Origin of the sequence: Halolamina pelagica (assembly GCF_001307315.1) — an archaeon.
GTDB lineage: Archaea > Halobacteriota > Halobacteria > Halobacteriales > Haloferacaceae > Halolamina > Halolamina pelagica_B.
Genome location: NZ_LGUC01000001.1, coordinates 2,222,245 through 2,246,178 on the forward strand (window position 1 = coordinate 2,222,245; position 23,934 = coordinate 2,246,178).

At 65.7% G+C, this 23,934-nt stretch carries 29 protein-coding genes and 5 pseudogenes; 18 read left to right on the forward strand and 16 right to left on the reverse strand.

What is annotated here, in order from left to right; translation table 11 throughout:
- The first annotated feature begins 10 nt into the window (after window positions 1-10).
- On the forward strand, window positions 11-748 hold the full coding sequence (locus SY89_RS11610) for a GNAT family N-acetyltransferase (protein WP_054584336.1): 738 nt from the start codon (window positions 11-13) through the stop codon (window positions 746-748).
- On the opposite strand, the gene SY89_RS19670 is transcribed toward SY89_RS11610, so the two are convergent.
- Genes SY89_RS19670 through SY89_RS11620 form a run of 3 tightly spaced genes read right to left on the reverse strand, consistent with a single transcriptional unit; the run spans window position 733 to window position 1,536 of the window.
- Window positions 733-960 carry a metal-dependent hydrolase gene (locus SY89_RS19670; RefSeq protein WP_394325741.1) on the reverse strand — a complete coding sequence of 76 codons (228 nt, stop codon included), beginning with the start codon at window positions 958-960 and terminating at the stop codon, window positions 733-735. The genes SY89_RS11610 and SY89_RS19670 overlap by 16 nt on opposite strands.
- Window positions 951-1,223 (reverse strand): metal-dependent hydrolase, encoded by a 273-nt coding sequence (locus tag SY89_RS19675; protein WP_394325742.1) that lies wholly within the window; start codon window positions 1,221-1,223, stop codon window positions 951-953. Before SY89_RS19675 ends, SY89_RS19670 begins: the two co-directional genes overlap by 10 nt.
- Before the next feature lie 46 nt (window positions 1,224-1,269).
- Entirely contained in the window at window positions 1,270-1,536 is a 267-nt protein-coding gene (locus tag SY89_RS11620) for a CDGSH iron-sulfur domain-containing protein (RefSeq protein ID WP_054584337.1), read from the reverse strand.
- Between the two features lie 110 nt (window positions 1,537-1,646).
- Between SY89_RS11620 and SY89_RS11625 the strand changes: the two are divergent.
- Window positions 1,647-3,270 (forward strand): annotated as a pseudogene (locus tag SY89_RS11625) (potassium channel family protein).
- Here SY89_RS11625 and SY89_RS11630 read toward each other — a convergent pair.
- A complete protein-coding gene (locus SY89_RS11630; protein ID WP_080506687.1) occupies window positions 3,271-3,855 on the reverse strand; it encodes a DUF998 domain-containing protein in 585 nt (194 codons plus the stop codon). It lies immediately after the preceding pseudogene.
- Between the two features lie 102 nt (window positions 3,856-3,957).
- On the opposite strand from SY89_RS11630, the gene SY89_RS11635 reads away from it, so the two are divergent.
- Window positions 3,958-4,314, forward strand: a complete 357-nt coding sequence (locus tag SY89_RS11635; RefSeq protein WP_054584339.1) for a hypothetical protein — start codon at window positions 3,958-3,960, stop codon at window positions 4,312-4,314.
- 578 nt (window positions 4,315-4,892) lie between these two features.
- Here SY89_RS11635 and SY89_RS11640 read toward each other — a convergent pair.
- Entirely contained in the window at window positions 4,893-5,339 is a 447-nt protein-coding gene (locus SY89_RS11640; RefSeq protein ID WP_054584340.1) for a hypothetical protein, read from the reverse strand.
- 120 nt (window positions 5,340-5,459) lie between these two features.
- Here SY89_RS11640 and SY89_RS11645 point away from each other — a divergent pair, with 120 nt between their 5' ends.
- Window positions 5,460-6,569, forward strand: coding sequence for a DUF7527 domain-containing protein (locus SY89_RS11645; protein WP_054584341.1), 1,110 nt, complete (start codon window positions 5,460-5,462; stop codon window positions 6,567-6,569).
- A gap of 13 nt (window positions 6,570-6,582) precedes the next feature.
- Here SY89_RS11645 and SY89_RS16045 read toward each other — a convergent pair.
- Window positions 6,583-6,887, reverse strand: a pseudogene (locus SY89_RS16045) (hypothetical protein).
- 195 nt (window positions 6,888-7,082) lie between these two features.
- Here SY89_RS16045 and SY89_RS11650 point away from each other — a divergent pair.
- The 4 genes from SY89_RS11650 to SY89_RS11665 all read left to right on the forward strand — a co-directional run bounded on the left by SY89_RS11650 (window position 7,083) and on the right by SY89_RS11665 (window position 10,676).
- Window positions 7,083-8,408, forward strand: coding sequence for an adenylosuccinate synthase (locus SY89_RS11650; protein WP_054584342.1), 1,326 nt, complete (start codon window positions 7,083-7,085; stop codon window positions 8,406-8,408).
- 78 nt (window positions 8,409-8,486) lie between these two features.
- Window positions 8,487-10,055 (forward strand): uracil-xanthine permease family protein, encoded by a 1,569-nt coding sequence (locus tag SY89_RS11655; protein ID WP_080506688.1) that lies wholly within the window; start codon window positions 8,487-8,489, stop codon window positions 10,053-10,055.
- 49 nt (window positions 10,056-10,104) lie between these two features.
- The gene (locus SY89_RS11660; RefSeq protein WP_054584343.1) at window positions 10,105-10,293 is read left to right on the forward strand and encodes a methytransferase partner Trm112; all 189 of its coding nucleotides are present in this window, start codon (window positions 10,105-10,107) and stop codon (window positions 10,291-10,293) included.
- A 38-nt stretch (window positions 10,294-10,331) separates the two neighbouring features.
- The gene (locus SY89_RS11665) at window positions 10,332-10,676 is read left to right on the forward strand and encodes a BsuPI-related putative proteinase inhibitor (protein ID WP_054584344.1); all 345 of its coding nucleotides are present in this window, start codon (window positions 10,332-10,334) and stop codon (window positions 10,674-10,676) included.
- A 20-nt stretch (window positions 10,677-10,696) separates the two neighbouring features.
- Here the strand turns inward: SY89_RS11665 and SY89_RS11670 are convergent.
- Window positions 10,697-11,634, reverse strand: a pseudogene (locus SY89_RS11670) (NAD-dependent epimerase/dehydratase family protein).
- Window positions 11,635-11,743: 109 nt separating this feature from the next.
- Here SY89_RS11670 and SY89_RS11675 point away from each other — a divergent pair.
- The 5 genes from SY89_RS11675 (at window position 11,744) to SY89_RS11695 (ending at window position 14,993) form a co-directional block, all read left to right on the forward strand.
- Entirely contained in the window at window positions 11,744-12,328 is a 585-nt protein-coding gene (locus SY89_RS11675) for a tRNA (cytidine(56)-2'-O)-methyltransferase (RefSeq protein WP_054584345.1), read from the forward strand.
- 181 nt (window positions 12,329-12,509) lie between these two features.
- Window positions 12,510-13,031 carry a transcription factor E gene (gene tfe / locus SY89_RS11680; protein ID WP_054584346.1) on the forward strand — a complete coding sequence of 174 codons (522 nt, stop codon included), beginning with the start codon at window positions 12,510-12,512 and terminating at the stop codon, window positions 13,029-13,031.
- Window positions 13,031-13,726, forward strand: coding sequence for a DUF2110 family protein (locus tag SY89_RS11685; RefSeq protein WP_054584347.1), 696 nt, complete (start codon window positions 13,031-13,033; stop codon window positions 13,724-13,726). Before tfe ends, SY89_RS11685 begins: the two co-directional genes overlap by 1 nt.
- 2 nt (window positions 13,727-13,728) lie before the next feature.
- Window positions 13,729-14,508, forward strand: a complete 780-nt coding sequence (locus tag SY89_RS11690; RefSeq protein ID WP_054584348.1) for a DUF5803 family protein — start codon at window positions 13,729-13,731, stop codon at window positions 14,506-14,508.
- Window positions 14,509-14,558: 50 nt separating this feature from the next.
- Window positions 14,559-14,993: a DUF5796 family protein gene (locus SY89_RS11695; RefSeq protein WP_054584349.1), complete on the forward strand. Its 435-nt coding sequence runs from the start codon at window positions 14,559-14,561 to the stop codon at window positions 14,991-14,993.
- Between the two features lie 285 nt (window positions 14,994-15,278).
- Here the strand turns inward: SY89_RS11695 and SY89_RS19105 are convergent, their stop codons facing one another.
- Entirely contained in the window at window positions 15,279-15,413 is a 135-nt protein-coding gene (locus tag SY89_RS19105) for a DUF7128 family protein (protein ID WP_054584350.1), read from the reverse strand.
- A gap of 166 nt (window positions 15,414-15,579) precedes the next feature.
- Between SY89_RS19105 and hisF the strand changes: the two genes are divergently transcribed.
- Complete coding sequence (hisF, locus tag SY89_RS11705; RefSeq protein WP_054584351.1) at window positions 15,580-16,395, forward strand: imidazole glycerol phosphate synthase subunit HisF; 816 nt, start codon at window positions 15,580-15,582, stop codon at window positions 16,393-16,395.
- Between the two features lie 84 nt (window positions 16,396-16,479).
- Here hisF and SY89_RS11710 read toward each other — a convergent pair.
- Window positions 16,480-16,766, reverse strand: a pseudogene (locus tag SY89_RS11710) (DNA-directed RNA polymerase subunit L).
- Window positions 16,767-16,888: 122 nt separating this feature from the next.
- Between SY89_RS11710 and SY89_RS11715 the strand changes: the two are divergent.
- The 3 genes and pseudogenes from SY89_RS11715 to SY89_RS11725 all read left to right on the forward strand — a co-directional run bounded on the left by SY89_RS11715 (window position 16,889) and on the right by SY89_RS11725 (window position 18,899).
- Window positions 16,889-17,668, forward strand: a complete 780-nt coding sequence (locus SY89_RS11715; RefSeq protein ID WP_054584352.1) for a GHMP family kinase ATP-binding protein — start codon at window positions 16,889-16,891, stop codon at window positions 17,666-17,668.
- Window positions 17,669-17,726: 58 nt separating this feature from the next.
- Window positions 17,727-18,603: pseudogene (locus tag SY89_RS11720) on the forward strand (shikimate kinase).
- On the forward strand, window positions 18,600-18,899 hold the full coding sequence (locus SY89_RS11725; protein WP_054584353.1) for a chorismate mutase: 300 nt from the start codon (window positions 18,600-18,602) through the stop codon (window positions 18,897-18,899). The pseudogene SY89_RS11720 and the gene SY89_RS11725 overlap by 4 nt, the downstream one beginning before the upstream one ends.
- A 170-nt stretch (window positions 18,900-19,069) precedes the next feature.
- Here SY89_RS11725 and SY89_RS16050 read toward each other — a convergent pair whose 3' ends face one another.
- The 6 genes from SY89_RS16050 to SY89_RS11745 all read right to left on the reverse strand — a co-directional run bounded on the left by SY89_RS16050 (window position 19,070) and on the right by SY89_RS11745 (window position 22,689).
- The gene (locus SY89_RS16050) at window positions 19,070-19,405 is read right to left on the reverse strand and encodes a hypothetical protein (protein WP_080506689.1); all 336 of its coding nucleotides are present in this window, start codon (window positions 19,403-19,405) and stop codon (window positions 19,070-19,072) included.
- Between the two features lie 147 nt (window positions 19,406-19,552).
- Window positions 19,553-20,755, reverse strand: a complete 1,203-nt coding sequence (locus SY89_RS11730; protein WP_189319158.1) for a tyrosine-type recombinase/integrase — start codon at window positions 20,753-20,755, stop codon at window positions 19,553-19,555.
- A complete protein-coding gene (locus tag SY89_RS11735; RefSeq protein WP_054584355.1) occupies window positions 20,676-21,209 on the reverse strand; it encodes a hypothetical protein in 534 nt (177 codons plus the stop codon). The genes SY89_RS11730 and SY89_RS11735 overlap by 80 nt, the downstream gene beginning before the upstream one ends.
- Window positions 21,202-21,627: a hypothetical protein gene (locus SY89_RS11740; RefSeq protein ID WP_080506690.1), complete on the reverse strand. Its 426-nt coding sequence runs from the start codon at window positions 21,625-21,627 to the stop codon at window positions 21,202-21,204. Before SY89_RS11740 ends, SY89_RS11735 begins: the two co-directional genes overlap by 8 nt.
- 34 nt (window positions 21,628-21,661) lie before the next feature.
- A complete protein-coding gene (locus SY89_RS16635; RefSeq protein ID WP_144427200.1) occupies window positions 21,662-21,901 on the reverse strand; it encodes a hypothetical protein in 240 nt (79 codons plus the stop codon).
- Window positions 21,902-22,113: 212 nt separating this feature from the next.
- On the reverse strand, window positions 22,114-22,689 hold the full coding sequence (locus tag SY89_RS11745) for a hypothetical protein (protein WP_054584356.1): 576 nt from the start codon (window positions 22,687-22,689) through the stop codon (window positions 22,114-22,116).
- 109 nt (window positions 22,690-22,798) lie between these two features.
- On the opposite strand from SY89_RS11745, the gene SY89_RS11750 reads away from it, so the two are divergent.
- Window positions 22,799-23,188: a hypothetical protein gene (locus SY89_RS11750; protein WP_239685608.1), complete on the forward strand. Its 390-nt coding sequence runs from the start codon at window positions 22,799-22,801 to the stop codon at window positions 23,186-23,188.
- A 165-nt stretch (window positions 23,189-23,353) separates the two neighbouring features.
- Here SY89_RS11750 and SY89_RS16640 read toward each other — a convergent pair whose 3' ends face one another.
- Window positions 23,354-23,599 carry a hypothetical protein gene (locus SY89_RS16640; RefSeq protein ID WP_144427201.1) on the reverse strand — a complete coding sequence of 82 codons (246 nt, stop codon included), beginning with the start codon at window positions 23,597-23,599 and terminating at the stop codon, window positions 23,354-23,356.
- Window positions 23,600-23,934: the final 335 nt, after the last annotated feature.

A 23,934-nucleotide genomic window follows, 5' to 3' on the forward strand; every position in this document is an offset into this window, starting at 1 on the left:
CTGACCGTCGATGCCGCTCGCGCCCGGCACCGAGGACCGGATCGCCCGCCACTGCGCCGAGCGGCTGAACTGTTCGCCCGCCGCGTTCGAGGAGTCGGCTGCCACGGTCGTCGAGAGCGAAAACGAGGGGACCGTCCGCCTGCTCCGCCGCGGTGACGCGCTCGTCGTCGCGGCGCCCGCCGACTACCGGGACGCGCTCGCGGATGCCGGCGGGGCCATCCTGGCGGCCGAGCTACCGGCCGCGGATGCGGTCTCGACGGCGCTCGCCGGGCACACCGGGGCGACCGTGGAGTCGTCCTACGGGCCGTACTTCCTCGGCTACGTCGACGAGCCGTCGTTCTCGCCGGTCGACTCCGAGGCGCGACTGCTCGTCGGCGCCGATCGATCGGCGTTCGAAGCGCTCCGGGAGCGCGTCCCCGACGCCGACTGGTCGCGCGCGTCGCCGGTGTTCCGGCCCGGACAGACGGCGGGACTGTTCCGGGACGACGCCCTCGTGGCGGTCGCGACGCTGACCCACCTCCCGTTTCCGGACGTGGGGGTCGTCGTCGATCCGGCGCATCGCGGGCGCGGGTACGGGCGCGCAGTCGTCTCAAAGATGACGGCGACGGCGTTCAGTATCGACGCGGAGGCCGTCGTCCGCTACCGGACCCGCGAGTCGGCGGCCGCGTCAGTTGCGTTGGCGACGGCGCTCGGGTACGAGCAGTGGGCACGGAGCGCGGTGCTGGTGCTGGATCAGGGGAGCCCCTGAACCGCCAACACGCCCGCGGCCGCGACGGCGAACACACCCAACAGGAACAGACCGTAGTTCGCGACGGTGTTGTCCGCGCGGGTGAGATAGAGGCTGAACTCCCGGCCCCAGGGCCAGAACAGGTTCACTCCGGCCGGCGTGAGCACGTCGCCCAGCAGGTGGGCGCCGACGGCGACGAAGCCGACGAAGAAGCCGAACGTCGTCAGGCGCATACGATCGACGACGCCGACACCCCGGCGAGCAGCCCGCCCGCGCCGGCGAAGGCGACGCCGATCAGAACCGCGAACAGCAGCGAGTGGGTCGGCCCCCGGTGGGGAATCCACGGAATGCGGTGGTCCACGTCGGGCAGCATCGCAAGCCAGAGCATCGCGCCGCCGGTCAGCAGCGCCGCGATCGGTTCCCCGGCGGCGAGGAACAGGTAGCCGATCGGAGCGAACACCAGCAGCGACACCCCGAGGTGACCGGTGCGATACATACCCACCGCTGGTAGCGCCACTGCCCTAAAGCACTCGGCCGAGCTGTCAGTCGGTTGTGTCGTCGTCGCCCGGCTCGTACGTCAGCGTCTCGCCGTCGGCGAAGGTGACGCTCGCGATCTCGCGGCGCTCGCCGTCGACGTAGCAGTAAACGCCATCACCCTCGTCGTCAGTCCGACGGTGGGAGCCGTCACAGAACGGGTGCTCGTCGCTGAGGCCGCAGCGACAGACGGCGATGTCGCCGTTCTCCGGATCGATATCCTCCTCGTCGAGGTACGTGGGCGAATGCGATTCCCGAGTCACATGACGGGTCATACCGGTCGGTAGTCGCCGGTGCCGATAGTTCTTGGGCGCCGGGCAGCGTTTGGGCGTCCCGACAGCGGGCGTGCCGGCGGTTTTTAATCCCGGCCCGAAATACGCGGTGTATGGCGAACCCGGCACGGCGGGCGGGGCTCTACCTCCTCGGGACGGCAGCGGTGATGCTCGTCTACGCGCTCCTCTACCAGCTCGGGATGGCGCGGCTGGAGGGGATCGACGTGCGGTTCATCGAGTCGCTCCACGTCGTCGCCGAGACGTTCACCACCGTCGGCTACGGCGAGCAGGCCGACCAGTGGGAGTCGACCGCGATGCTCGCGCTGATGATCGCGATGCAGTTCACCGGCGTCGCGCTCATCTTCCTCACGCTGCCGGCGTTCGTGCTCCCGCTGTTCGCGGAGGCGCTTGCGTCCGGACCGCCCCGATCGTACGACGGTACGGGCCACGTGGTGATCTGCTCGTTCTCGCCGACGGTCGACACGCTCGTCACCGAACTCAGGGCTCGCGGGCAGCCGTACGTGGTGGTCGAGCCCGACGCCGACACCGTCGAGTCCCTCCAGACCGACGGGGTCGAGGTCGTACAGGGCGATCCCGAGGACGGGGAAGTGCTCTCGGCCGTCTCCGCCGACGATGCCGAGGCCGTCGTGGCCGGCGACGACGACGAGACCAACGCCAGCGTGATCCTGGCGGCCCAGCACGTCGCCCCGGAGACGCGGGTGCTCAGTCTCGTCGAGGACGAGAGTCACGCCGACTACCACCGCTACGCGGGCGCCGACGAAGTGATCCAACCCCGGAGCGTGCTCGGCGATTCGCTGGCGGGCAAGGCGTCGTCGTCGGTCTCCACGGAGCTCGACGGCGCGGTCGAGATCGCCGCCGACCTCGAGATCAGCGAACTGCTGATCCAGCCCGGATCGCCGCTCGACGGGACCACGATCGGGGACTGCGGCATCCACGAACTGCGGGGCACCCACATCGTCGGCGCGTGGTTCCGCGGCGAGTTCGTCTCGCCGCCGAGCCCGACCAGAGTCATCGACGAGTACACCGTGTTGCTCGTCGTCGGCCCGGAGGACGGCGTCGAAGAGATGAAGCGGCGGAGCCTCTCCCGGGACGCCCCCCACAGGGCCACATCACCGTCGCGGGGTACGGCGTCGTCGGCTCGGCGGTCGCGGAGGCGGTCACCGCGGCGGGGCTGTCGGTGACCGTCGTCGACATCGAGGACGAGCCCGGCGTCGACATCGTCGGCGACGTGACTGATCCGATCACGCTCGAGGAGGCCGACGTGGCCTCCTCGGAGGCGATCGTCCTCGCGCTGTCGGACGACACGACGGCGCTGTTTGCCGCGCTCGTCGCCCGGCAGGTCGCCCCGGAGACGGGGATCATCGCACGGGCCAACGAGGACGACTCGACGCCGAAGCTCTACCGTGCCGGCGCGAAGTACGTCCTCTCGCTGCCGACCGTCAGCGGCCGGATGCTCGCCTCGAAGCTGCTGGACGAGGAGGTGATCACCCCGAGACGCAGGTGGAAGTCGTCCGGCGAGAGGCGCCGGCGCTGGTGGGCCGAACCCTCGGCCAGGCCGACGTGCGCGCCCGGACCGGCTGTACCGTGATCGCTATCGAACGCGACGGGCAGAGGCTGACCAACGTCGACGCCGACCTCCGGGTCCGGGATGGCGACACGCTGGTCGTCGCCGGCGACGACGACGCCATCGACGCCTTCGCCGAACTCGCGACGTAGCTACGTGGGTTGGCCGGGGCGCTCGGGACTGAGGGCGACGACCCAGACGCCGAACAGCACGGCGCCGACGAGCTCCGGCACCGCGATCCCCTCGCCCAGCCACCCGAGCCACACCGGCCACGCGACGGGGGCGAGCACTCCCGTGAGCAGCGAGAGCTTCCCCCTGGGGAGTCGCAGCCGGGCGACGCCGTCGACGACAGCGGTCAGCGCGGCGAGACTGAAGAACGCGAGCGCGAACGGAACGTGGAGGGGGTGCCCGGCGGGCGCCAGCCCCACGCCGGCCATCGACACCAGCGCGAGCAGAAACGCCACCGCGCGGATCTGGCTCAGCCGGTCCGACGTTGCGCTCCACAGCGCCCAGGCGTAGGGGAGGCCGACCAGGCCGCCGCCGATCAGCAAGCCGTTGAACAGCCACGCGGTCCCGGGGGCGACCCCGAGATCCGAGAGCGCGCTGGTTTGCCAGGCGAACGTCGGTGAGACTACCGTCGCAGCGACGATACCAGTGAGGGCGATGGCGACCGCTGCCGGCCCGCTGAGCCGCGCGAGACGGCGCCGCGTCGCGCCGGCCAAAAACGAAGCTGACACGTGCGGCGGGACGGACGCCGGTTAGTTAGCCCTTCGGGCGGCAGCCTCCCACCCGCCACGGCGAGTGGGTGGATTGATGTACGACGCGCCGCTCTCTCGACTGTGAGCGAGCGCTCGACGACGCTGTTCGCCTACGGGAGCCACCTCCAGCCGATCCGGACCGGCCGGGCCGCCGACGCCGCGAGCGCACTCGCGTGGATCGTCGGCGCGGCCGCGACACTGGGACACCCGGCAGGGCTCGCCCTGGCCGGGTTTCTGCTCGGGATCGTCGCCACGTCGGTCGAGCGCGCGGTCGCCGCGGGCGCGAGCTTCGGCATCTCCGTGGCCGCCGCCGGCGTCGTCTGGCTGACCGTCACGGGGTCGATGCCGCCGACGGCCGGGTTCACCCCCATCGAGCTGCTCGGGCTGGCGTTGGTCGGCCCGCCGACTGTCGCCGCGATCGTCCGCGCGCTCGGCTGACCGCCGAAACCCATCAAGCGGCTGTCTAGAGGCCGGGGGAACGCTCCACAAAGTATTTTGAGGGCACCGGGCGAGTAATCTTCTAAGATGAAGAGTGAAACGGTCGAGCGGGTGACCGAGTGGGACTCGGAGCCGTTCTCCGGCGGGCACGCGGGACTCCGTGAGTTCGCCGATCGGGAGTTTACGGGCGCCGTCACCGACGGCGGGGCGTGGCTGTTCATGCTGAACGGGCGAGTGCTCGGCGTGTTCGACGGCGGGATCGATCGGTTCGCCGACGCCGACGGCACCGCATACGTCGCCCCCGACCGATCGCTCCCGCTGCTGTTCGCCATGCGCGAGACCGGCGGGGAGGTCCGCGGCGAGTACTACACCGAGGAGACGCCGCTGTCGGAGGTCGACCGAACGCTCCAGTCGGGCAACTTCACTGGCTACGTGGAGCTCTCCGAGAACGTCCTCTCCGGCGACTACTTCCTGGCGTACTACGGCGGTCGCCGGATGCCCGTCGCGTTCGTCGGCAACCAGGAACGCCGGCTCACCGGCGACGAGGCGTACGAGCGCGCGGCCGACGAAGTCGGGATCTACCGCGTCAAAACCGTCAACGTCGAGATCGTCGACGTGCCCGAACCCGCCGGCGCCGGCGGCTCGGCGGCCGCGGGCGGCGCTGCGACAGTCGACGAGGACGCCGATTGGACCGACCAGCCCAGCCCAGGCGAGGAGAACGCCACGGCAGGTAGCGACGGGCAGGAATCGACGACAGGGACGGAGTTCGCGACGGCGCCGTCCACCGACAGCGAGGGGCCGGCAGAGGAAGAACCCGAGGCGGCGCCGTCGTCGGACGGCCAACAGCCAGCGGCCGAATCACGGCACGATCCCGCGCCCACCGACAGCGCCGGCGCGGGATCGGCACCGGCCACGGAGTCGGCGTCGGCCGGGCCCGAACGGTCCGCGACGGAGGCCGCCGAGGCGGCGATGGCCAACGGCGCGGACGCGACGACGACCAACGGCGCGGACGCGGCGACGACCAACGGCGCGGACGCGGCGACCGCCGACAGTGAGGACGCGACGGCGATGGACTCCGCGAACGACCGCGGCGGAGGAACTGCGAGCCAGTCCGGTTCGACCAGTCGCTTCGAGGGCGAGTCCGAGTGGCGCGAGACGACGACGATCCCCGCGCTCGACCCCTCGGAGTCGGTGTCGATGGAGGCCGCGAGCGAGTCGGCCGAACCCCGGCCTCGGAGAGCGCGTCGGAGACCGCGAGCACTGCCGAGCCAGAACCGGCACCCAGTGAGACGGTCACGGCGCTACGCGAGGAGCGCGATCAGCTGCAGGAGCGCGTCGAGGAGCTCGAGGCGGAGACCGATCGCCTCCGCAACGAGCGCGACCGGCTCGAACGCGAACGCGACGACGCGGCGGCGACGGCCGACGAGCTCGAGACGGAAGTCGCGGAGCTCCGGGCGACCGTCGACGAGCTGGAGAGCGAGCTGCGTGGCGCCGAAGCCGAACTCGAGGCCGCCCAGGAGTACCTGCCGGAGGGCGACCACGAGGTCCCGCCCGAGGAGGCGATCGCCGGGACGAGCCTGTTCGTTCGGTACGAGCGCAAGGGCGGCCCGACGCTCGAGGACGCCCACAACGGCGACGCCGACCGCGAGGCGGTCAACGACAACCTCCGGCTCGAACACCACACCGAGTTCGACGACGACGGCGCCGTCGTCGACGGCGAGCCGTTCGAGGCGTGGCTCCGAACCACCGTCGAGTACGAGTTCGTCGAGTGGCTCACCCGATCGCTGCTGCACGACGTGCGCGAAACGCGCAACCAGACCGCCATGGGGAAGCTGTTCGGCGCCATCCCGGAGATCGACCGGATCGAGTTCCGTGGCAGCGTCGACCTCGGCGAGGAGGCCGATGAGGACAGCGCCGCCTTCGACGTCGTCATCCGGGACCGGATGGGCCAGCCGCTGATCGTGACCGACCTGAACAGTTCACGCGAGCCCGCGACCGAGCCGATGCTCGAGTCGCTGCTCCGGAACGCGACGCCGGTCGGCGAGACGAACGAGCAGCTCGCGGCGGCGTTTTTCGTCACGTCGAGCTACTACGAGCCGGGCGCGCTGGAGACCGCCGAGGAGGCGACCGGCGGCGGGTTCCTGGGCCGTGGCAAGCACAAGAGCTTCGTGAAGCTCTCGCGCAAGGACGGCTACCACCTCAGTCTCGTGGAGACCCGCGACGGCGAGTTCCACGTCAGCGTGCCAGAACTGTAAGCCGCAGTAAAAGTTAGTTCTCGGCTTCCGGCGCGGAGTCGATCCGCATGTCCCGCAGCTTGTCGACGGTGTCGTCGAGCTTCTCGTCGAGATCCTCGACGAACTCGGCGGTGTGGTCGGTGGTGATCGCCCCTGGCTCGACGGCTCGATCAGGTTCTCCTCCTCGAGCACGCGCAGCGAGTAGCGAACCTTGTGGTGGGGGTAGCCCGTCTCGTTCGACATCTTCACGATGCCGATCGGTTCGTTCTCGATAACCATCCGGAGGACCTGGAGGTGTCGCTCCAGCATATCCACTTCTTTCTCCAGTCGATCTATCATGCTGTATGTTAACTTCTCTTGGGAGAGGTTAAAACTTCCCCTCGCCGCCAGCGGGCTGGTGAGTGAACAGGCTACACACGGAGGGGTGTTAACGGTTCTGGCGACGGCAGGGGGCCGAAGCTGTGTCCGCCCTCCGATCCGGCCGCCGATGGGCGCATCGTAATCGGTTTAGCCGGGGCTAGTGAATCGCCGCGTATGACCGTTACAATCGTCGGGGCGCAACTCGGCGACGAAGGGAAGGGCGCCCTCGTCGATCGCTGGGGCGAGGAGGCCGACACTGTCGTGCGGTATCAGGGCGGGGACAACGCCGGGCACACCGTCGTCGAGGGCGGCCAGGAGTACAAGCTCTCGCTGGTCCCGAGCGGCTGTGTCCGCGGGAAGACCGGCGTGCTCGGCAACGGCTGCGTCGTCAACCCCCGGACGCTGTTCGACGAGATCGAGACCCTCCGGGAGCAGGGGCTGGAGCCCGACGTGCGCGTCGCGAAGCGCGCGCACGTGATCATGCCGTACCACCGCGTGTTCGACAACATGGAGGAGGCCGACAAGGAGGACTCCGACATGAAGGTCGGCACCACCGGCCGCGGCATCGGCCCGACGTACGAGGACAAGGCCGGCCGGCGCGGGGTGCGCGTCGGCGACCTGCTCGACACGGACGTGCTCCGGGACCGACTGGAGTACACCGTCTCGAACAAGCGCGCCATCGCCGAAGACGTGTACGGCATCGACGCCGGCGTCGAGTTTGACATCGACGAACTCGTCGCGGAGTTCGCCAACTACGGCCAGCGTCTCCGGGAGAACGACATGCTCGTCGAAGCCGGCGACTTCCTCTACGAGCAACACCAGGCGGGCGGGAACCTCCTCTTCGAGGGCGCACAGGGGACGAGCATCGACATCGACCACGGCAACTACCCCAACGTCACCTCCTCGAACCCGACCGCCGGCGGCGCCGCCGTCGGCTCCGGCGTCGGGCCGGGCGTCGTCGGGGACGGCGAGATCGTCGGCATCGTGAAGGCGTACCTCTCCCGGGTCGGCGAGGGGCCGCTCCCGACCGAGATGACCGACGGCGACGAGGCCGAACTGGCCGACGAGATCCGCGAGAAAGGCGGCGAGTTCGGCACCGTCACCGGCCGGCCGCGCCGGATCGGCTGGCTCGACGTGCCGATGCTGCGCCACGCCGCGCGGCGCTCGTCGTTCACCGGGCTGGCGGTGAACCACGTCGACGTGCTCGCGGGGCTGGAGGAGCTGAAAGTCTGTCACAGCTACGAGCTCGACGGCGAGACCCGCGAGACGATGCCCGCGACGACGGAGGAGTGGGCGCGCTGTGAGCCGAACTTCCGGACGTTCGAGACGTGGAGCGAGCAGGACTGGAGCGCCGTCGCCGACGAGGGGTACGACGCGCTCCCGGCCGCGTGTCGCGACTACCTCGAGTATCTCGAGACCGAGCTCGACGCGCCGGTGTACGCCGTCGGCGTCGGCCCGGACCGCGATCAGACGGTCGAGCGACACACCCCCTGGGAGTAACGCCGCGACAGCGGGCTTTTCGAACGCGGATGTGGGGCGTATTTAGGGGAGAACGAAAACGGTTGGAGTAGACACTCGATGACCGGAGCGTCCAACCCGGAGACACCGCCGGAGGGGCTGGCGGGCGAACCCGGAACCGAGTCGGTCGAACAGTCGAGCGACGTCGAGTACGGCGTCGACGAACGCCCGCCGATGGTCGAGTCGGCGCTGCTGGGGCTCCAGCACTACCTCACGATGGTGGGCGCGAACATCGCCGTCCCCCTCGCGCTCGCGACGGCGATGGGGATGCCCGCGGAGTACCAGCCGCTGTACATCGGGACGTTCTTCGTCGTCTCGGGCGTCGGCACGCTGCTCCAGACGGTCGTCGGGAACCGCTACCCGATCGTCCAGGGGGCGACGTTCTCGATGCTCGCGCCCGCGCTGGCCATCATCGGCTTCGTCGGGACGGGCAACTGGGAACAAGCGATCCTCGCGCTCCAGGGTGCGATCATCGTCGGCGGGCTCGTGGAGATCGTGTTCGGCTACCTCGGCGTCATGGGCTGGCTCAAACGCTACCTCTCGCCGGTGGTTATCGCCCCGACGATCGCGCTCATCGGCCTGTCGCTGTTCAGCGCGCCGCAGGTCGCCGCCGCCCAGCAGGCCTGGTGGCTGCTCGGCTTGACTGTCCTCCTGATCGTCGGCTTCAGCCAGTACGTCGACGACGCCCACCGCGTGTTCCGGCTCTACCCCGTGCTGCTGGGGATCGCCGTCGCGTGGGTGCTCGCGACCGGGCTCTCCGTCGTCGGCGTCATCCCCGCCAGCTCCCCCGCGTTCGTCGACCTCTCGGTCGTCGCGAACGCCAGCCTGATCCAGGTGCCGGCGCCGCTGCAGTGGGGGATGCCGACGTTCCGAACGTCGTTCGTGATCGGGATGTTCGCGGGCGTCGTGGCGTCGATGATCGAGTCCTTCGGCGACTACCACGCCGTCGCGCGCCTCGCGGGCGAGCGCGCGCCCTCCGCACGCCGGATCAACCACGGTATCGGCACCGAGGGCGTGGCGACGGTGTTCGCCGGCATCATGGGCACTGGGAACGGCTCCACCTCCTACTCCGAGAACATCGGCGCCATCGGCCTCACCGGGGTCGCCTCCCGGTTCGTGATCCAGGTCGGCGCGGTGTTGATGCTGATCGCCGGCTTCGTCGGCTACTTCGGCGCGCTCATCACCACGATCCCGGACCCCATCGTCGGCGGCCTCTACGTCGCGATGTTCGGCCAGATCGCCGCGGTCGGGCTCTCGAACCTGAAACACGTCGATCTCGACTCCTCGCGCAACGCCTTCATCGTCGGCATCTCGCTGTTCCTCGGGCTCGCGATGCCGGCGTACATGGGGAACGTCGGCAGCGCGGCCGCCTTCGCGGAGGGCGTGGCGGCGACGCCCGTCGTCGGCCCGACGCTCACGGCGTCGGTGCTCCCCGACGCGACGCTGCAGATCGTCGCCGACACCGTCTACGTCGTCGGCGGCACGGGGATGGCCGTCGGTGGCATCGTCGCGTTCGTCCTCGACAACACGATCGAGGGAACCCGGGCCGAGCGCGGCCTCGACGAGTGGGACGAGCTCACCGAGGAGTCCGGCGCCTTCACCTCGGCGTACGAGCGGTTCCTCAAGTAGTCCCGCGGAACCCGCAGCCTTTTGCCCCATCCGACCCCAGTTGCAGCGCATGAAGGAGTCGCTGATGGAGATCGTCTGCTGCCCGATGGACAAACACGACCTCGAGCTCGACGCCGACGAGCGCGACGATGGCGAGATCATCTCGGGGACGCTGACCTGTACCGACTGCGGCGAGTCCTACCCCATCGAGGACGGGATCCCGAACCTGCTGCCGCCGGACATGCGCGACGACGCGTAGGCGGGAAGCTTTTTGCCCGCGTCGGCAGAACTGCCGCCGTGCTCGAACCCTCCCTCGAGAGCCAGCGACGCGGGGGCGCACTCGCGTTCGAACTCACTGTCGAGAACACGGGCGACGACCCCGTCGAGCTATCGTTCACGGACGCCCAGCGCGTCCGCGTCTCGGTGTACCCCGCGGGCGCCGACGAGGACGCGACCCCGCTCTGGCGCTCCGACGCCGACCGGATGTTCGCCCAGGTGATGGGCTCGGAGACCGTCCCCGCAGGCGAGAGCCGCACGTTCGACGCCGCGTGGTCGGACCCCGACCCGGGCGAGTACTACGTCGTCGCCGAGCTTTGCTGTCGGAACCGGGAGCTCCGCGCCGAAGAGACGGTGCTGGTCTGACGGCGTCGTCGCCGCCCCCGCTACCGGAGCTCGTCGTAGAGCTGTTCGGTCGCGCGCCGAACCGCCGCGTCGCTGTCCTCGGGCACGTCGTGGCCCAGTTCAGCGAGCTTCGTCGTGTCCAGTCGCATCTTCGGCACGTCGCCGGTCCAGCCCCGGTCGCCGCCGGTGAACTCGTACTCGGGGACAGGCCCATCACGTCGGCGACGATGTCGGCGATGTCGACGACGGCGGTGGTGGTCTTCGAGCCGAGGTTGTACACGTTGTAGTCGTCCTCGGCGTTCTCGACCACGTCCCGGATCGCGGCCGCACAGTCGGCGACGTGGAGGTAGGACTTCTCCTGTCGGCCGTCGCCGAGGATCGTGAGCGTCCCCGGGTCGTCCTGCAGCTTCTGGATGAAGTCCGGGATCACGTTGCCGCGCTGGCGCGGGCCGACGATGTTCGCGAAGCGGAACACCCACGACTGGATGCCGTAGGAGTGCGCGAACGTCGACACCACGCCCTCGTCGGAGAGCTTCGAGGCGCCGTAGATGCTGATCGGTTCGAGCGGCCCGTACTCCTCCGGCGTCGGCCGCGGCGCCTCGCCGTACACCGTCGACGAGGAGGTGAAGGCGAGTGCGTCACAGCCGACCTCGCGCATGCGCTCGAGGACGTTGTACGTCATCTCGGTGTTCTCCTCGAACACCCGGCGCTCCGCTTGGGGGTCGTCGACGCGCACGTCGGTGTGAGCCGCGAAGTGGAACACCACGTCGGTCTCCTCGTCGATGACGCGGGCCACGTCGTCGGGGTCGAGCACGTCCGCCTGCTCGAAGGCGACGCCGTCGGGGACTGCCTCGCGGGCACCTTTCGAGAGGTCGTCGACGGCCAGCACGTCGTTCTCGTCGGCGAGCATCCCCGCGAGGTGGGAGCCGACCAGTCCCGCGCCGCCGGTGACGACCACGTTCTTGCCGCTGAGTTCCATGTCGGCGACTGTTCGGGTTCGGGGAAGTGCGTTCCGGAACACGGCGGCCCCCGACGGCCACCGAGCGGAAACCGAAAGCGCCTCCCCTCGGCCGCCACTCCCCGTCGGTATGCAGGAAGCGCCGGAGTGCTGCGTGCTGCGGTTCGGCCACCGGCCGGGCCGGGACGACCGCATGACCACTCACGTCGGCCTCACGGCCCGCGCGCTGGGTGCCGACCGCGTGGTCTTCCCGGACAACGCCGGCCAGTCCGCGGAGACCGTGCGGGACATCACCGCGCGTTTCGGCGGCCCCTTCGAGGTCGAACTCCGCGAGGACCAGCGCGCGATCATCCGGAACTGGGCGGGGACGGTGGTCCACCTCACGATGTACGGCGAGGAGGTCCAGACCGTCCAAGACGAGATCCGCGAGGCCCACGTCGACGAGCCGCTCCTGATCGTCGTCGGCGGCGAGAAGGTCCCCTTCGAGGTGTACGACCACGCGGACTGGAACGTCGGCGTCACGAACCAGCCCCACTCCGAGGTGGCTGGGCTCGCCGTCTTCCTCGATCGGCTGTTCGACGGCGACGAACTCGACCGCGAGTGGGCGGGCGGCGAGCAACGCGTGATCCCGATGGAGACCGGCAAGCGCGTGGTCGATCCGGAGGACGTGGACGCGGACGGGAACGTCGACGACGGCGCGATCGACGACGAGTGAGTTCGCGGGCGGCGACACCCACGGGGACAGTTCTGCAGTGGCGCGAGAGCGGGCGCGGGCTTTCACGGAGGTGCTGATTCGGGCAGCAACGACAACTCCGCCCACAGAGCGACCCGACCCTCCAGCGCAGTACACCCGGAACCCACAACGTTGAAGCGGTTGCCCCTTTTACGTCACCGCAATGGCTTTTGAGGAACTCTTGGAGGACCCGGTGATTCAGAAGTACCTCCACGACCTGGTCGGTCCGACGGGGATGCCCGTCGCCGCCGCCCCGCCGGACGGCGAAGTGACCGACGAGGAACTGGCCGAGGAACTCGGCCTCGAACTCAACGACGTTCGTCGTGCGCTGTTCATCCTCTACGAGAACGATCTGGCCGCGTACCGTCGGGTCCGTGATGAGGACTCGGGCTGGCTCACCTACCTCTGGACGTTCCACTACGAGAACATCCCGGAGAACCTCGAAGAGGAGATGCACCGTCTCGCGGACGCACTGGAGCAGCGACTGCAGTACGAGAGCGAACACCAGTTCTACCTGTGTGAGAACTGCTCGCTGCGCTTCGAGTTCGAGGAGGCGATGGAGTTCGGCTTCGAGTGCCCCGAGTGTGGCACCCAGCTCGAGGCGATGGAGAACACCCGCATGGTCGAGGCCATGGAGTGGCGGCTCGACCAGCTCCGCGACGAACTCAACCTCGAGGCTGCCTGATGGTCGTCCTCGCAACCAAGTGCTACGTCGAGGGCGACGCCCGCGAGCGCGCGCTCGACAGCCTCGACTCGCTGGTCGCCAACGACCTCGCCGAGCTCGCCGTGGAGTGGACCATCGGCGTCCTGGACACCGAGTTCGTCTCGGTCACCGTCGACGGCGACGACGAGACGGTGGCCCGGAACCTCCTCCGGGAGCGCTGGGGCGAGATCACCGACCACTTCGACGACGGCGAGACGTACGTCGGCACGCTCCGGTCGTGGGACGACGACGGCTGGACGCTCGACGCCGGCGAGCCGATCGAGATCTCGCGTGACGACCTCGGCCTCGGGCCGGGTGACCCCTCGCAGATCCGGGACCGCTTCGGCGTCGTCCAGCACACGCCGCTGCGGTTCGTTTACGACGCCGACGGCGGCCACCGACTCGCCGACGAGAGCCGGGATATGCTGTACGACTGGAGCCGCAGCGACGACGACGACGGCGCGAGTTCGGGCGGCCGCCTCAACGTCAACTCCGCGACCCGCGGCGAGGTGCGTGCGACGCTCAACCGCGCGGGCCACGCGCGGGACGTGATCACCGTCGAGCGACTCGGCCTGCTCGAACAGAGCGTCGTCTGTGCGGAGGGAACCGATCCGCCGGGACTGCTCGCCAGCGTCGGCGAGTACCTCCCGGCCGAACTGAAGGCCGTCGTCCCGTAAGGATGAACCGTCGACACCTCGCGTTGATCGCGCTCGTCGGGATGCTGGCGCTCAGCGGCTGCCTCGGCGGCGGCCCGACCAGCGCCGACCGACTCGACGAGGCGCCCGCCCAGCCTTACGACTGGGACGCCGAGGGCGACGTGCACATCACCGTCACCGACAACGTCACCTATCGCGCCGTGTACGACGTGTCGGCAGTCAACGACAGCATCGAACTCTCCCGGCCCGGCTTCCTCGGCACCGACGAGCCGCTCACGATCAGTGCGCTGCGGTATCGATACCCCAACGGTACCGTCGTCAACGGCTCGGCGTTCGAGGCCCACGGCGGCGACGTACGCACCCAAAACAACCAGCTGGTGATCGAACCGCCGGGCGAGGACGGCCGCCTGGCGTACTCCGGCGAGAGCACGCCCAAGCAGTTCACCCACCCCGTCGCGGTCGAGGAGGGCAACTACACCGTCGTCCTCCCCGAGAACCGCGAGGCGTCGGTGCCGCTGTTCGGCCGGATCGTCCCGACGCCGGACGCGAAGACGGTCGTCGACGGCCACCTCACGATCGAGTGGACCGAGATCTCTCGAAACACGCTCTCGGTGCGGTTCTACCTCCCGCGTGACGTACAGCTGTTCGCCGGGCTGCTGGCTGGTCTCGTCGGCGTCGCCATCGTCGGCGTCGGCTACTATCGGCGGAAGATCGGCGAGCTCCGATCGCGTCGTGAGGAGATGGGGCTGAACGTCGACATCGACCAGGACGACGACGAGGGGCCGCCGCCGGGGATGCGCTGAGTGTGGCGACGTGACGCGGCTCTTTTGCGCCCCCGGCCGTTACGCCGAGTATGTCCAACCGGAACGACGTAGCTCCCGGCACCGTCGGCGTCGACCTCCGCGAGGAGGGTGTGGTCGTCGAGTACGACGACGGCCGCGACACGCTCTACCGGGGCGTCCCCAGCGCCGAGGCGGGCTCGGTCCGGACCGGCCCGGGGAAGGAGTGCCACGTGCTCGTGACCGATCCGACCGAGACCGAGGGGGTGATGCTCTACATCAACGATCTGAAAACCGAAGACGAGATCCTCGAAGACACCGGCGTCGGCCGGGTGATGCTCGAGTCCGGGGCCGAGGAGGAGGTGTTCCCCGGCGTGACCGCACGACACGTCGAAGGCCGGCGCATCGAAGTCGAGGCCGACCCCGAGGAGGCCCGCGGCCGCGTGTTCGTGTTCGTCGAGGACGACTGGGGGGAGCAGAGCTTCGAGATCGTTTCCCCCGACTCGTAACGCCCGGCGCTGCCGCCACTACCAAACGCCCGGCTGTCGGTCCGGGGAGCGGTGGCTGGCTCCAGCAGGGGTCGACCGATGATGAGTGGTCGGCCGGCGACTGAGTCGTGATCGGCCTCTTTGGCCTTCCCGTCGCGGGGGTCGTGCTCGTCGGCGACACAGCGGCAGTGTCGGTGACACAGGGCCTCGGCGTCGTCATGGGATGCTCGCCGGCGCAGCGGTCGGCGAGTGGCTCCGCCTGGCGCTCCGGACGCGAGTTGGGACACGGGAGCGGGGGCTCGCCGGCTACTGCAGGTAGTCCGGCTCGTCGCCGGCGCAGTTCTCCTCGTGCTGTCGGGCGTCGCTCTCGTCGTCGAACAGCAGGCCGCAGTTCTCACACTGGTACCACGTCATCCCGTCGCGCTCTGTGGCCTCGACCATATCCGGACGTGGGGCGGGCCGCGGTAAATCGGTTCCGCCAGGTGTCACGTCCGCGTCCGGTGGTCCTGCGCGTCGGCTCGTGTCGCTCCTTCCGTAACGTGCAAATGGGTGGCCCGCCGAGCCAGCGTATGCGCGGAGTGCCCACCGATTCCACACAGCCTACACAATGACGCTCACTAAACGGGTCATCCCCTGCATCGACGTGGACGTAGACGAGAACGGCGAACCGGCGGTGTACACCGGCGTCAACTTCGAGGATCTGAAGTACACCGGCGACCCGGTGGAGATGGCCAAACGCTACAACGAGGCCGGCGCCGACGAGTTCGTCTTCCTCGACATCACCGCGAGCGCGGAGGGGCGGGAGACGATGCTCGACACCGTCTCGGCGGTCGCCGACGAGGTGTTCATTCCCCTGACCGTCGGCGGCGGCATCCGCACCACCGACGACATCAAGGAGACGCTGCGCGCCGGCGCGGACAAAGTCAGCATCAACTCCGGCGCGATCGAGAACCCCGATCTGATCGACCGCGGCGCCGAGGCGTTCGGCTCGCAGTGTATCGTCATCTCGCTCGACGCGCGCCGCCGCTACGACGAACAGGGCGAACACTACGAGCGCGTCGACGGCGAGTCCTGCTGGTTTGAGTGCACCGTCAAAGGCGGTCGCGAAGGGACCGGCATCGACGCCGTCGAGTGGGCCGAAGAAGCCGAGTCCCGAGGCGCGGGCGAGCTGTTCGTCAACTCGATCGACAAGGACGGCACGAAGGACGGCTACGACATCCCGCTGACCTCGGCAGTCTGTGACGCCGTCTCGACGCCGGTGATCGCCTCCTCGGGCTGTGGCTCGCCCGCGGACATGTACGAGGTGTTCACCGAGGCCGACGCCGACGCCGGGCTCGCGGCCTCCATCTTCCACTTCGACGAGTACACGATCGAAGAGGTCAAGCAGTACCTCGCCGAGCGCGGTCTCCCGGTCCGGATCTGACCGGCGCCACGGCGCTCACCGGACAGGAGCTCGTCAGAACAGCGATCGCCTAGAGTCGAGCGCCGGGAGAGATCGAGAACGGCGTTACGCGGTCGCGGAGTTGAACGCGCTGCGGAGGGATTCGGTTTTCTGGCTCACGTCGCCAGCGGCGTCCTCGAGCACGTCGAGCGGATCGGCGTCGCCCTCGGTCGTGATCGAGAGGATCGGTTCGGTCTGGCCCCCGACTGCTCGGGGTTCACGTCGTAGGTCGCGGCGGCCACATCGTCGTTCTCCAGCAGCGTCCCCTTCAGGACGTTCATGAACGTGTGTCCCTCGCCGGCGACCTCGATGCGGAGTTCCTTCTCGGTTTTCTCGATGACCCGCAGTTCCATGGCTATCGCTTGTCGGGGTCCGCGTTTGAGTGTTTCGGGACCGAGACGCGGTCGCTCGGGGATCGAGCCCTGGACGGGCCGGAACCACACGACTCAATTACGCAGCTTCCCTCCCCAGAACCATGGACGCGTTTGCCCCGGCCAGCGTGACGGCCGTGTTCGCCCCCGACGAGGTCGACACCGGCTCTCGCGGCGCCAGTGTGGCGCTCGAAGACGGCGTAGTCGTCTCGGTCGAAGATGCGGCCGAAACAACGGTCGCCGTCGACGGCGAACCGGTCGAGTTCGAGCCGGTGAGTCGCGTGCTGGACCGTCTCGGCGTCTCGGCCAGCGTCGACGTACAGCCAGAGGTCCCGCTCGGCGCGGGCTTCGGCGCCAGCGGCGCCGCCACGCTCGCGACGGCGCTCGCTGCGAACGAACGCTTCGACCTCGGCCGGTCCCGTGACAAGCTCGTCGAGCACAGCCACGAGGCCGAAGTCGCCGCCGGAACCGGGCTCGGCGACGTGTTCGTGCAGGACGCCGGCGGCCTTGTGTACAACGTCGGCCACGGCCGGCAGCGAGTCCCGACCGACCAGCCCGTCGAATACGCCACCTACGGCGGGCTCTCGACCGCCGACGCGCTCGCGGACGAAGAGCTGATGGACGTCGTGCGGGAGGAGGGCGGTTCCGTGCTCGATTCGCTGTCGGATCCGCCGACAGTACGACCCCTGATCGAGCGCTCGTGGCCGTTCGCGCGGACGCTCGGCCTGCCGACCGAGCGCGTCGCCGAAACCGTCAGGCGTGTCGAGGCCGCCGGCGGCGTCGCGACGATGGCGATGCTCGGGGAGACGGTCGTCGCCGCCGACTGCGAGGGCGTGCTCCCCAACCGGACGCGTGTCTCCGCCGAGGGCGCCCGCCTGCGGTAGGCGTCCCGGAACCGCCGGGACCACCACCTTCAAGCCCCGGAGCCGACCCTGTAGAGACATGGACGGCCACGCCGCCGCCCCGGTGCGGGGACGGTGCTGAACGCGCTCGCCACCGGCCGCGGGTCGGCGTTCGCACTCGACTTCGAGACCAGCGCGCACGTCGACCTCGACGACTCGGGCGAGGTCGTCGGCGAGATCGACGGCCAGCCCGACGCCGACACCGAGCTGATCGAGCGCTGCGTCTCGCTCACGCTGGCGCGCTGGGGTGACGACCCCGCGGCCGCCGAACTCCCCCAGCCTGTCGGCGGCACGGTCCGCACCGAGAGCGACGTGCCGACCGCCGCGGGGCTGAAAAGCTCCTCCGCAGCCGCGAACGCGACCGTGCTGGCGACCGTCGACGCGCTCGGGCTCGCAGGGATCGTGGATCACGAAGCGGCCTGCCGGGTCGGCGTGCAGGCAGCCCGCGAGGCGGGCGTCACCGTCACCGGCGCGTTCGACGACGCCAGCGCGTCGATGCTCGGGGACTCACCGTCACCGACAACACCGCGGACGAACTGCTCGCCCGCGAGGAAGTGGCCTGGGACGCGCTCGTCTGGACGCCCCCGGAGCGAGCGTACTCGGCCGACGCCGACGCCGATCGCTGCGGACAGGTGGCGCCGATGGCCCGTCTCGTGGAGGAGCTCGCCTTCGACGGCGAGTACGCTCGGGCGATGACCGTCAACGGGCTCGCGTTTTCGGCGGCGCTCGGCTTCTCCGCCGACCCCGCGGTCGAGGCGATGCCCCACGCCGCGGGCGTCTCACTCTCCGGGACGGGACCGAGCGTCGTCGCCGTCGGTGCCGCCGACGGCCTGGAACGCGTCGAAGAGCTGTGGGCCGACCGGCCGGGCGAGACGCTGCGGACGACGACCCGCTCCACTGGAGGTCGATACCTATGACCGATCGAACACCCGACGACATGACGCTTGAGGAACTGCGCGAGGAGATCCAGCAGATCGACCGCGAACTGGTCGAACTCATCGCCCAACGGACCTACGTCGCCGACACCATCGCCGGCGTCAAGGACGAACAGGGGCTCCCGACCACGGACGAGGATCAGGAGCAGGCGGTGATGGACCGCGCGGGCGAGAACGCCGAGCGCTTCGACGTGGACTCGAACCTGGTGAAAGCGATCTTCCGGCTACTGATCGAACTGAACAAAGTGGAGCAAAGAGATAATAGGAAAACTGAGTGACGGCGGTACAATTGGCAGTTTTCAGAACACCCCATTAAGTAGGGTTTATACGCGAATTTCAAAAACCGACTTACTGTGCGCCGGTGCCAAAACAGCTGGCTCTGTTGAAATCCTATAGACTCGACACTATCTTCGGTGAACATCCGGTAAGCGGGTATGCGAACACACCGTTACAAATCATATTTTGAGGGGTCACAAAGTGCGATGCGTACTTCGTCGTCAGAGACGCTGTATATCACGACTTCCAACCCGTGTTTAGTGGCGATGTTGCGTATGCTTTCCGGGGCATCTTCCGGGTCGGCTTCCACAGTATTACTCCCCGGTAGCGCGTCGAGAATCCGTATCCAAAGTGGTTGGTTCTCGTGTTTCAATCCTCCATCGCGTGGGATATTACCGGATACCCACTCACCGGACAGTCCCGACACAGCCGTATCGCCGCTATCGAACTCGAATCCAGAATAGCCCGCCTCTTTGAGTTCTTGTCTCACACGCTCCCAATCGGTCATTAGTCGTCGAATCGAACAATGCCGATGTAAATATGCCGCCTGCACTTACCACAGAGAGTGGGAAAGCTGGTTGACCGATTCGCGCGTCTATTCACACGACCTCGATAAATCATCAGTGAGAGAGGGTTTCAATAGGGTTAAACACCTCTACAGACCTAACGGGAATACGTCTCGTCGGTAAGAATCCTCGACTTGCTCGTAGTGCATGTGGATATACCGGTGCATAGCTGACCGACGTGTTCCGATATCGGGACCCTGCTTGTCCCCCCGTAGATACTGAACCCACGGTTCCGGGAAATCCTTCTCCGCCCGGAACCACGACGACATCCAATGGCGTGAATAGTGCGGCACGATAGAGCGGTACTTGTCCTCGTCACCGTACTCAAACTCGGGATGCCAGTGTTTCTCCCAGACATATCGGAGTGAACTCTTGTCTACCGGTTTCCCTTTCTGCGTAAGGAAGAGATGGTCGTCGCCGTTGTCTGGTCGTATCAACAGCCAGTCGACGAGCGCCTTCCGTGTCTCATCGTCTATTGGGATGACTGTCGGTCGTGTACGCTTGTTGCCCTTCCTTACTTTGTGAGGTGGAATGTATACCGCGTTCTCAATTCCATCCAGTTGGTCACTCGTACCGATACCGAGTGGCTCGTAGTGGTCCATCACGTCATGGTTCGTTAGTGTAATCTCTGGAAACCGGACATTCCCCAGTTCTGACGAGCGAACTCCCGTCTTTAATTGAAACACTGTCATCGCACGCTCCCCCACATGCTTGATACTCTTGACTACCCGGCGGATATCCTCAATTGTCACCTTCGGGAAGTCCTTCGCTTCCTTGCTCTTCAGCTGGCTCTCGTAGCGGTCAAGCGCGTCGTAAAACGGATTATGGTCGGCTGGGTGTGGGAGACGATTTTCACGTTGCATCCACTCGTAGACTAACTTCACGTGGTTGAGCTTCACTCTGACTCGCTCACCACTCATCGAGACAAGCTTCTCCATGATGAAGGAGTCAAGATGGCTCTCCGCAGGTAGCGTGGGGTGTCGACCCGTTCCGGACATGTGCTCTTTCCAGTCGTCGAACGACAGTCGGTAGTCATCCTTCGACTCTTGGACGATGTCTTTGTTTGCGATGAATTTCTCGTAGTAATGGTCAAACCAGTCTACGTCTGTGGCCTGCATCCCTTCGTTCAGTTCCGCAAGTGGGTCACTGGTACGACCGAACAGTTCTGCAGCTCGGTCCTCAGGGCTCTGCTCCAAGTTCCCTTCTTCAGGACTAGACACGGCTTCCCTCCACAGTTGGGTCCTGTTTTCGGTCCGATAGTCGGGTTTTCCAAACGCGATAGACTTCACCACGGAATAAGACCGCCATTAGTGTCGGGTTGTACGTGTGGTCATAGTCCGTGTGAAAGGCCATCCATCGATACCAGAGATATAGCGGCCGGAACCGAATGTCGTGTACCGATTTATACGTTGACATACCTGCCTTCTGGGCCGCGATATGGTCCTCAATTGAATCAGGCGTCGCAAGTGCAGGGTGAACGTCGTTCTGTTCGCAGTACGACCACCACTCACGCTTAGCCTTGCCATAGCGGTACTTCCTCGTAGAAGTAGAGATATCGCTCAGTTCAGCTATCTCGAACGCTTCCCACGCTTCTTCGGCATCCACCTTACGTTCGAAGTTGCTGAGACGGTAGGGCAATGGCACATCCTTGAGCCGTTTCCAGATTCCGAGAAAGGCCTTGGCGTCCTGCTCAACAAGGTCGCCGCGGTGGTAACCACTCGTGTAATCGTAGTCCGTCTCAATCATTCGTGTACACTCTCCCTTCTTCGTCGAAGACTAGCTCGTCCCCCTCCAACTCAGTGAGGAGGTTTGTGACACGCGAGGAAGCAGTCCTCTCGATGTGTTCGATGATATCGATGTAATCGGCGCCTTGATTCTTTTCAACAAAATCGAGAATCGCTTCCTGTTCTGATGGGTATGCTTTGTCAAGCAGACGCCCTATCTCCGCATGCTGCTCCTGAACTTTCACCCTCAGGTCCTTGACTTCCTCACGGAGCTCTTTGTTCGAACGGCGAGGACTCAGCTCGCGATTGAACTTTTTTCGTCCTGCTTCGACCATGGACTGGACCCAGTATGAGAGGGACATCCCCATTGCCTCGGCCGAGTCTTCCCAGTCTTCTTTTTGCTCACCCCCGACGTACGTGGCTACGTGTTCTTCTGGCATACTGGCCTCCGAGAAGCCTTACGAGGTATTGAAACTACGCACCGGCCGGCTCAATGACGAGACCGTTCTCGCCCACGTTTACGCTGATGGCTGTAACCCCGTAGGGTACGCCAAGTTCCCGCAGCATCCGGCTGTTCAGCCGAATCTTTGCGTATTCAAACTGTCCGTCACAGAGCGTCTCTACTGGTACCTCACGTCGCTCCGAAGTCGTATCGGTTTCCAGAACGTCCGGCCCAGTAAACAGCTCCCCGTTGCTTTTCTCTTCTGTACTCATACTTCTCCGTTGGGTGGCAGGGTATCTATACCCTTCTAGTTTTTTCTGACAGTTCAGTAAACACGCCTCTGTTACTCGATTACTGTATTGAAAAACTACTAATCTACCAGAATAACATACATCGGATGGAGGGTTATCGTACTCACATATATTCATGGGGAAACGGCTGCAGAGTGGGTTCTATCCCCACTAATTGAATCCACTGAATGCACTTATCGGAGGTGTTCGAGAATCTGTAGAATCCGAAATCCGAGCTCACCGTAATCCTTCTCTGTCTGTCCTGCTTTTTCGCGCAGTGCGCTAATGCGCTCGCTGTATTCCTCGTTGATTACCAGCTCAAGCTCGGCACCCGTTTCATGCTTGAACTCGTCAGCCATGTCGTAGAGACCCGTCAGGAGGTACTTCTCGTCGCGGTTTCCACGAACGATGGGTGACCAGAATTGGAAGACGTAGGAGTCGGCATCAAACAGTCTAGTAACGTATTCCCTGTCTGTGGTGAATTTCCGCCACAGCCGTTCAAGGGTGTGCTGATAATTGGCGTTCCCATACTCTTCCCAGCGGTCAGAATCCGGCGTCCCTGAGTAATAGAGGCCGTCGATGTGGGTCACAACCTCGCAAGTATAGATGACTTGCTCCCCCTCATCCGTATTGTCTACCCCTATCACGTCGATTTCGAGTTGGTCGCCTTGTTTTTGCGAACGCTGGTTGTACATCACCAACTCACATCCCTCTATGAGCCGGAGATACGAGCCAACAAGAAGTTCCCCTGATTCGGGCTGTTCTGTCATACAGCTATGCTGGACTCCTCGCTAAAAAGCGTTCAGTGTGAACTGCTTTTATTCTACTTCCACCCCGGCATTCGAATATTTATTTATTAGCATGACATTAGATGCGGACATGATAGCAGACCTGCTTCAGTACGTGTCGAACCATCTCGACTCTATCATGACTGGTCTGACAATGGCTGTTATTGGAATCAGCGTCTACGAAGCCCGAGATGGGTTCTTCCAATTTTTCGGCAAGTTCAGAGGTAAGTACGTTGCGTTGATGGTTTTCGTAAGCGCGCTGTTCGGCTCCTCCCTCGTCACGCCGATAGTAGGTGATATCTGGGCACAGTCGCTTCCGTATATTCCTCCCGGTCAACTACTTGGTGCTATTCTCATCCTCGGTATGGTCGGAGTCAACAAGGCTGCAGAGTGGAACTTCTTTGATGGGAAGTCGGTTCTTGTGTACGGACTGGGGGCTGTTCTCTTAGCGAACCCTGAATTAATCTACTCTGTAGCGTAGGGGGCTAAGGCCGGGCACTCGCCACTTGGTAACTCTATCAACAATTCTCATTCATAGTCTCTCCCGCGTAACTCGCGTAAGAGTTCTGTCGCCGACTTGTCCTCATCGGATTCTTCGGCGAGTGCCTCACGGAGGTCGTCTGGCAAGAGGCGATGTGGGTCCTCATCAGTCATAGTCATCCCAAGATTGGGCCTGTTCAAGGAAGTCTCCCCGCCGCACTCGCGTAAACAACTCCCCTTTCTCCTCTTCCTCAGATACTGGTTTGTGCTCTTCACACCATGCGTAGAGCTCTGGTTCGCGTGGGATGACGAGACGTGCGACGTGTATCTTCAATCCCTTGTCGCCCACGACGGCGCCACACACGCCGCATCGTAGGTCATCAGGCCACTCAATGTCGGGCAGGTCGACCATACGTCCCCTACGTGCTCAGCCCCGATATATGTCAGCTTACTGTATTGAAACACCACTATCTTGCTTATCGATTGACTGCCGTTGCGTTCTCGACTGCCGTACTTGCGTACACTCCACGTTCAACAGACCCTTTCTAACACATATCCTATCAAGAGTGATAGGTAGGCCTCTCAACCTTCGCTCGCAAGTCGGGAGAGCTACGTCTGCATGGGAGGGGGCGTTACTACACCAAGATGTGCCTATCCCGTGAGCCCGTATACTTACAGAGGGAACTGTGAGAAGTGCCGCATAGACGGGGGTGTGTCTATGGGTAGTAGTCGGAAATCATCACCTAC

Coding starts and splice junctions, on each gene's coding strand:
- SY89_RS11735 (WP_054584355.1), bottom strand. CDS start 21,209: ATGATTGAGACGGACTACGATTACACGAGTGGTTACCACCGCGGCGAC.
- SY89_RS11655 (WP_080506688.1), top strand. CDS start 8,487: ATGACCGGAGCGTCCAACCCGGAGACACCGCCGGAGGGGCTGGCGGGC.
- SY89_RS19670 (WP_394325741.1), bottom strand. CDS start 960: ATGCGCCTGACGACGTTCGGCTTCTTCGTCGGCTTCGTCGCCGTCGGC.
- SY89_RS11660 (WP_054584343.1), top strand. CDS start 10,105: ATGAAGGAGTCGCTGATGGAGATCGTCTGCTGCCCGATGGACAAACAC.
- SY89_RS19675 (WP_394325742.1), bottom strand. CDS start 1,223: ATGTATCGCACCGGTCACCTCGGGGTGTCGCTGCTGGTGTTCGCTCCG.
- SY89_RS11695 (WP_054584349.1), top strand. CDS start 14,559: ATGTCCAACCGGAACGACGTAGCTCCCGGCACCGTCGGCGTCGACCTC.
- SY89_RS11740 (WP_080506690.1), bottom strand. CDS start 21,627: ATGCCAGAAGAACACGTAGCCACGTACGTCGGGGGTGAGCAAAAAGAA.
- SY89_RS11725 (WP_054584353.1), top strand. CDS start 18,600: ATGACCGATCGAACACCCGACGACATGACGCTTGAGGAACTGCGCGAG.
- SY89_RS11745 (WP_054584356.1), bottom strand. CDS start 22,689: ATGACAGAACAGCCCGAATCAGGGGAACTTCTTGTTGGCTCGTATCTC.
- SY89_RS11690 (WP_054584348.1), top strand. CDS start 13,729: ATGAACCGTCGACACCTCGCGTTGATCGCGCTCGTCGGGATGCTGGCG.
- SY89_RS11685 (WP_054584347.1), top strand. CDS start 13,031: ATGGTCGTCCTCGCAACCAAGTGCTACGTCGAGGGCGACGCCCGCGAG.
- SY89_RS11650 (WP_054584342.1), top strand. CDS start 7,083: ATGACCGTTACAATCGTCGGGGCGCAACTCGGCGACGAAGGGAAGGGC.
- hisF (WP_054584351.1), top strand. CDS start 15,580: ATGACGCTCACTAAACGGGTCATCCCCTGCATCGACGTGGACGTAGAC.
- SY89_RS19105 (WP_054584350.1), bottom strand. CDS start 15,413: ATGGTCGAGGCCACAGAGCGCGACGGGATGACGTGGTACCAGTGTGAG.
- SY89_RS16640 (WP_144427201.1), bottom strand. CDS start 23,599: ATGGTCGACCTGCCCGACATTGAGTGGCCTGATGACCTACGATGCGGC.
- SY89_RS11620 (WP_054584337.1), bottom strand. CDS start 1,536: ATGACCCGTCATGTGACTCGGGAATCGCATTCGCCCACGTACCTCGAC.
- SY89_RS11750 (WP_239685608.1), top strand. CDS start 22,799: ATGATAGCAGACCTGCTTCAGTACGTGTCGAACCATCTCGACTCTATC.
- tfe (WP_054584346.1), top strand. CDS start 12,510: ATGGCTTTTGAGGAACTCTTGGAGGACCCGGTGATTCAGAAGTACCTC.
- SY89_RS11610 (WP_054584336.1), top strand. CDS start 11: ATGCCGCTCGCGCCCGGCACCGAGGACCGGATCGCCCGCCACTGCGCC.
- SY89_RS16635 (WP_144427200.1), bottom strand. CDS start 21,901: ATGAGTACAGAAGAGAAAAGCAACGGGGAGCTGTTTACTGGGCCGGAC.
- SY89_RS16050 (WP_080506689.1), bottom strand. CDS start 19,405: ATGACCGATTGGGAGCGTGTGAGACAAGAACTCAAAGAGGCGGGCTAT.
- SY89_RS11675 (WP_054584345.1), top strand. CDS start 11,744: ATGCAGGAAGCGCCGGAGTGCTGCGTGCTGCGGTTCGGCCACCGGCCG.
- SY89_RS11715 (WP_054584352.1), top strand. CDS start 16,889: ATGGACGCGTTTGCCCCGGCCAGCGTGACGGCCGTGTTCGCCCCCGAC.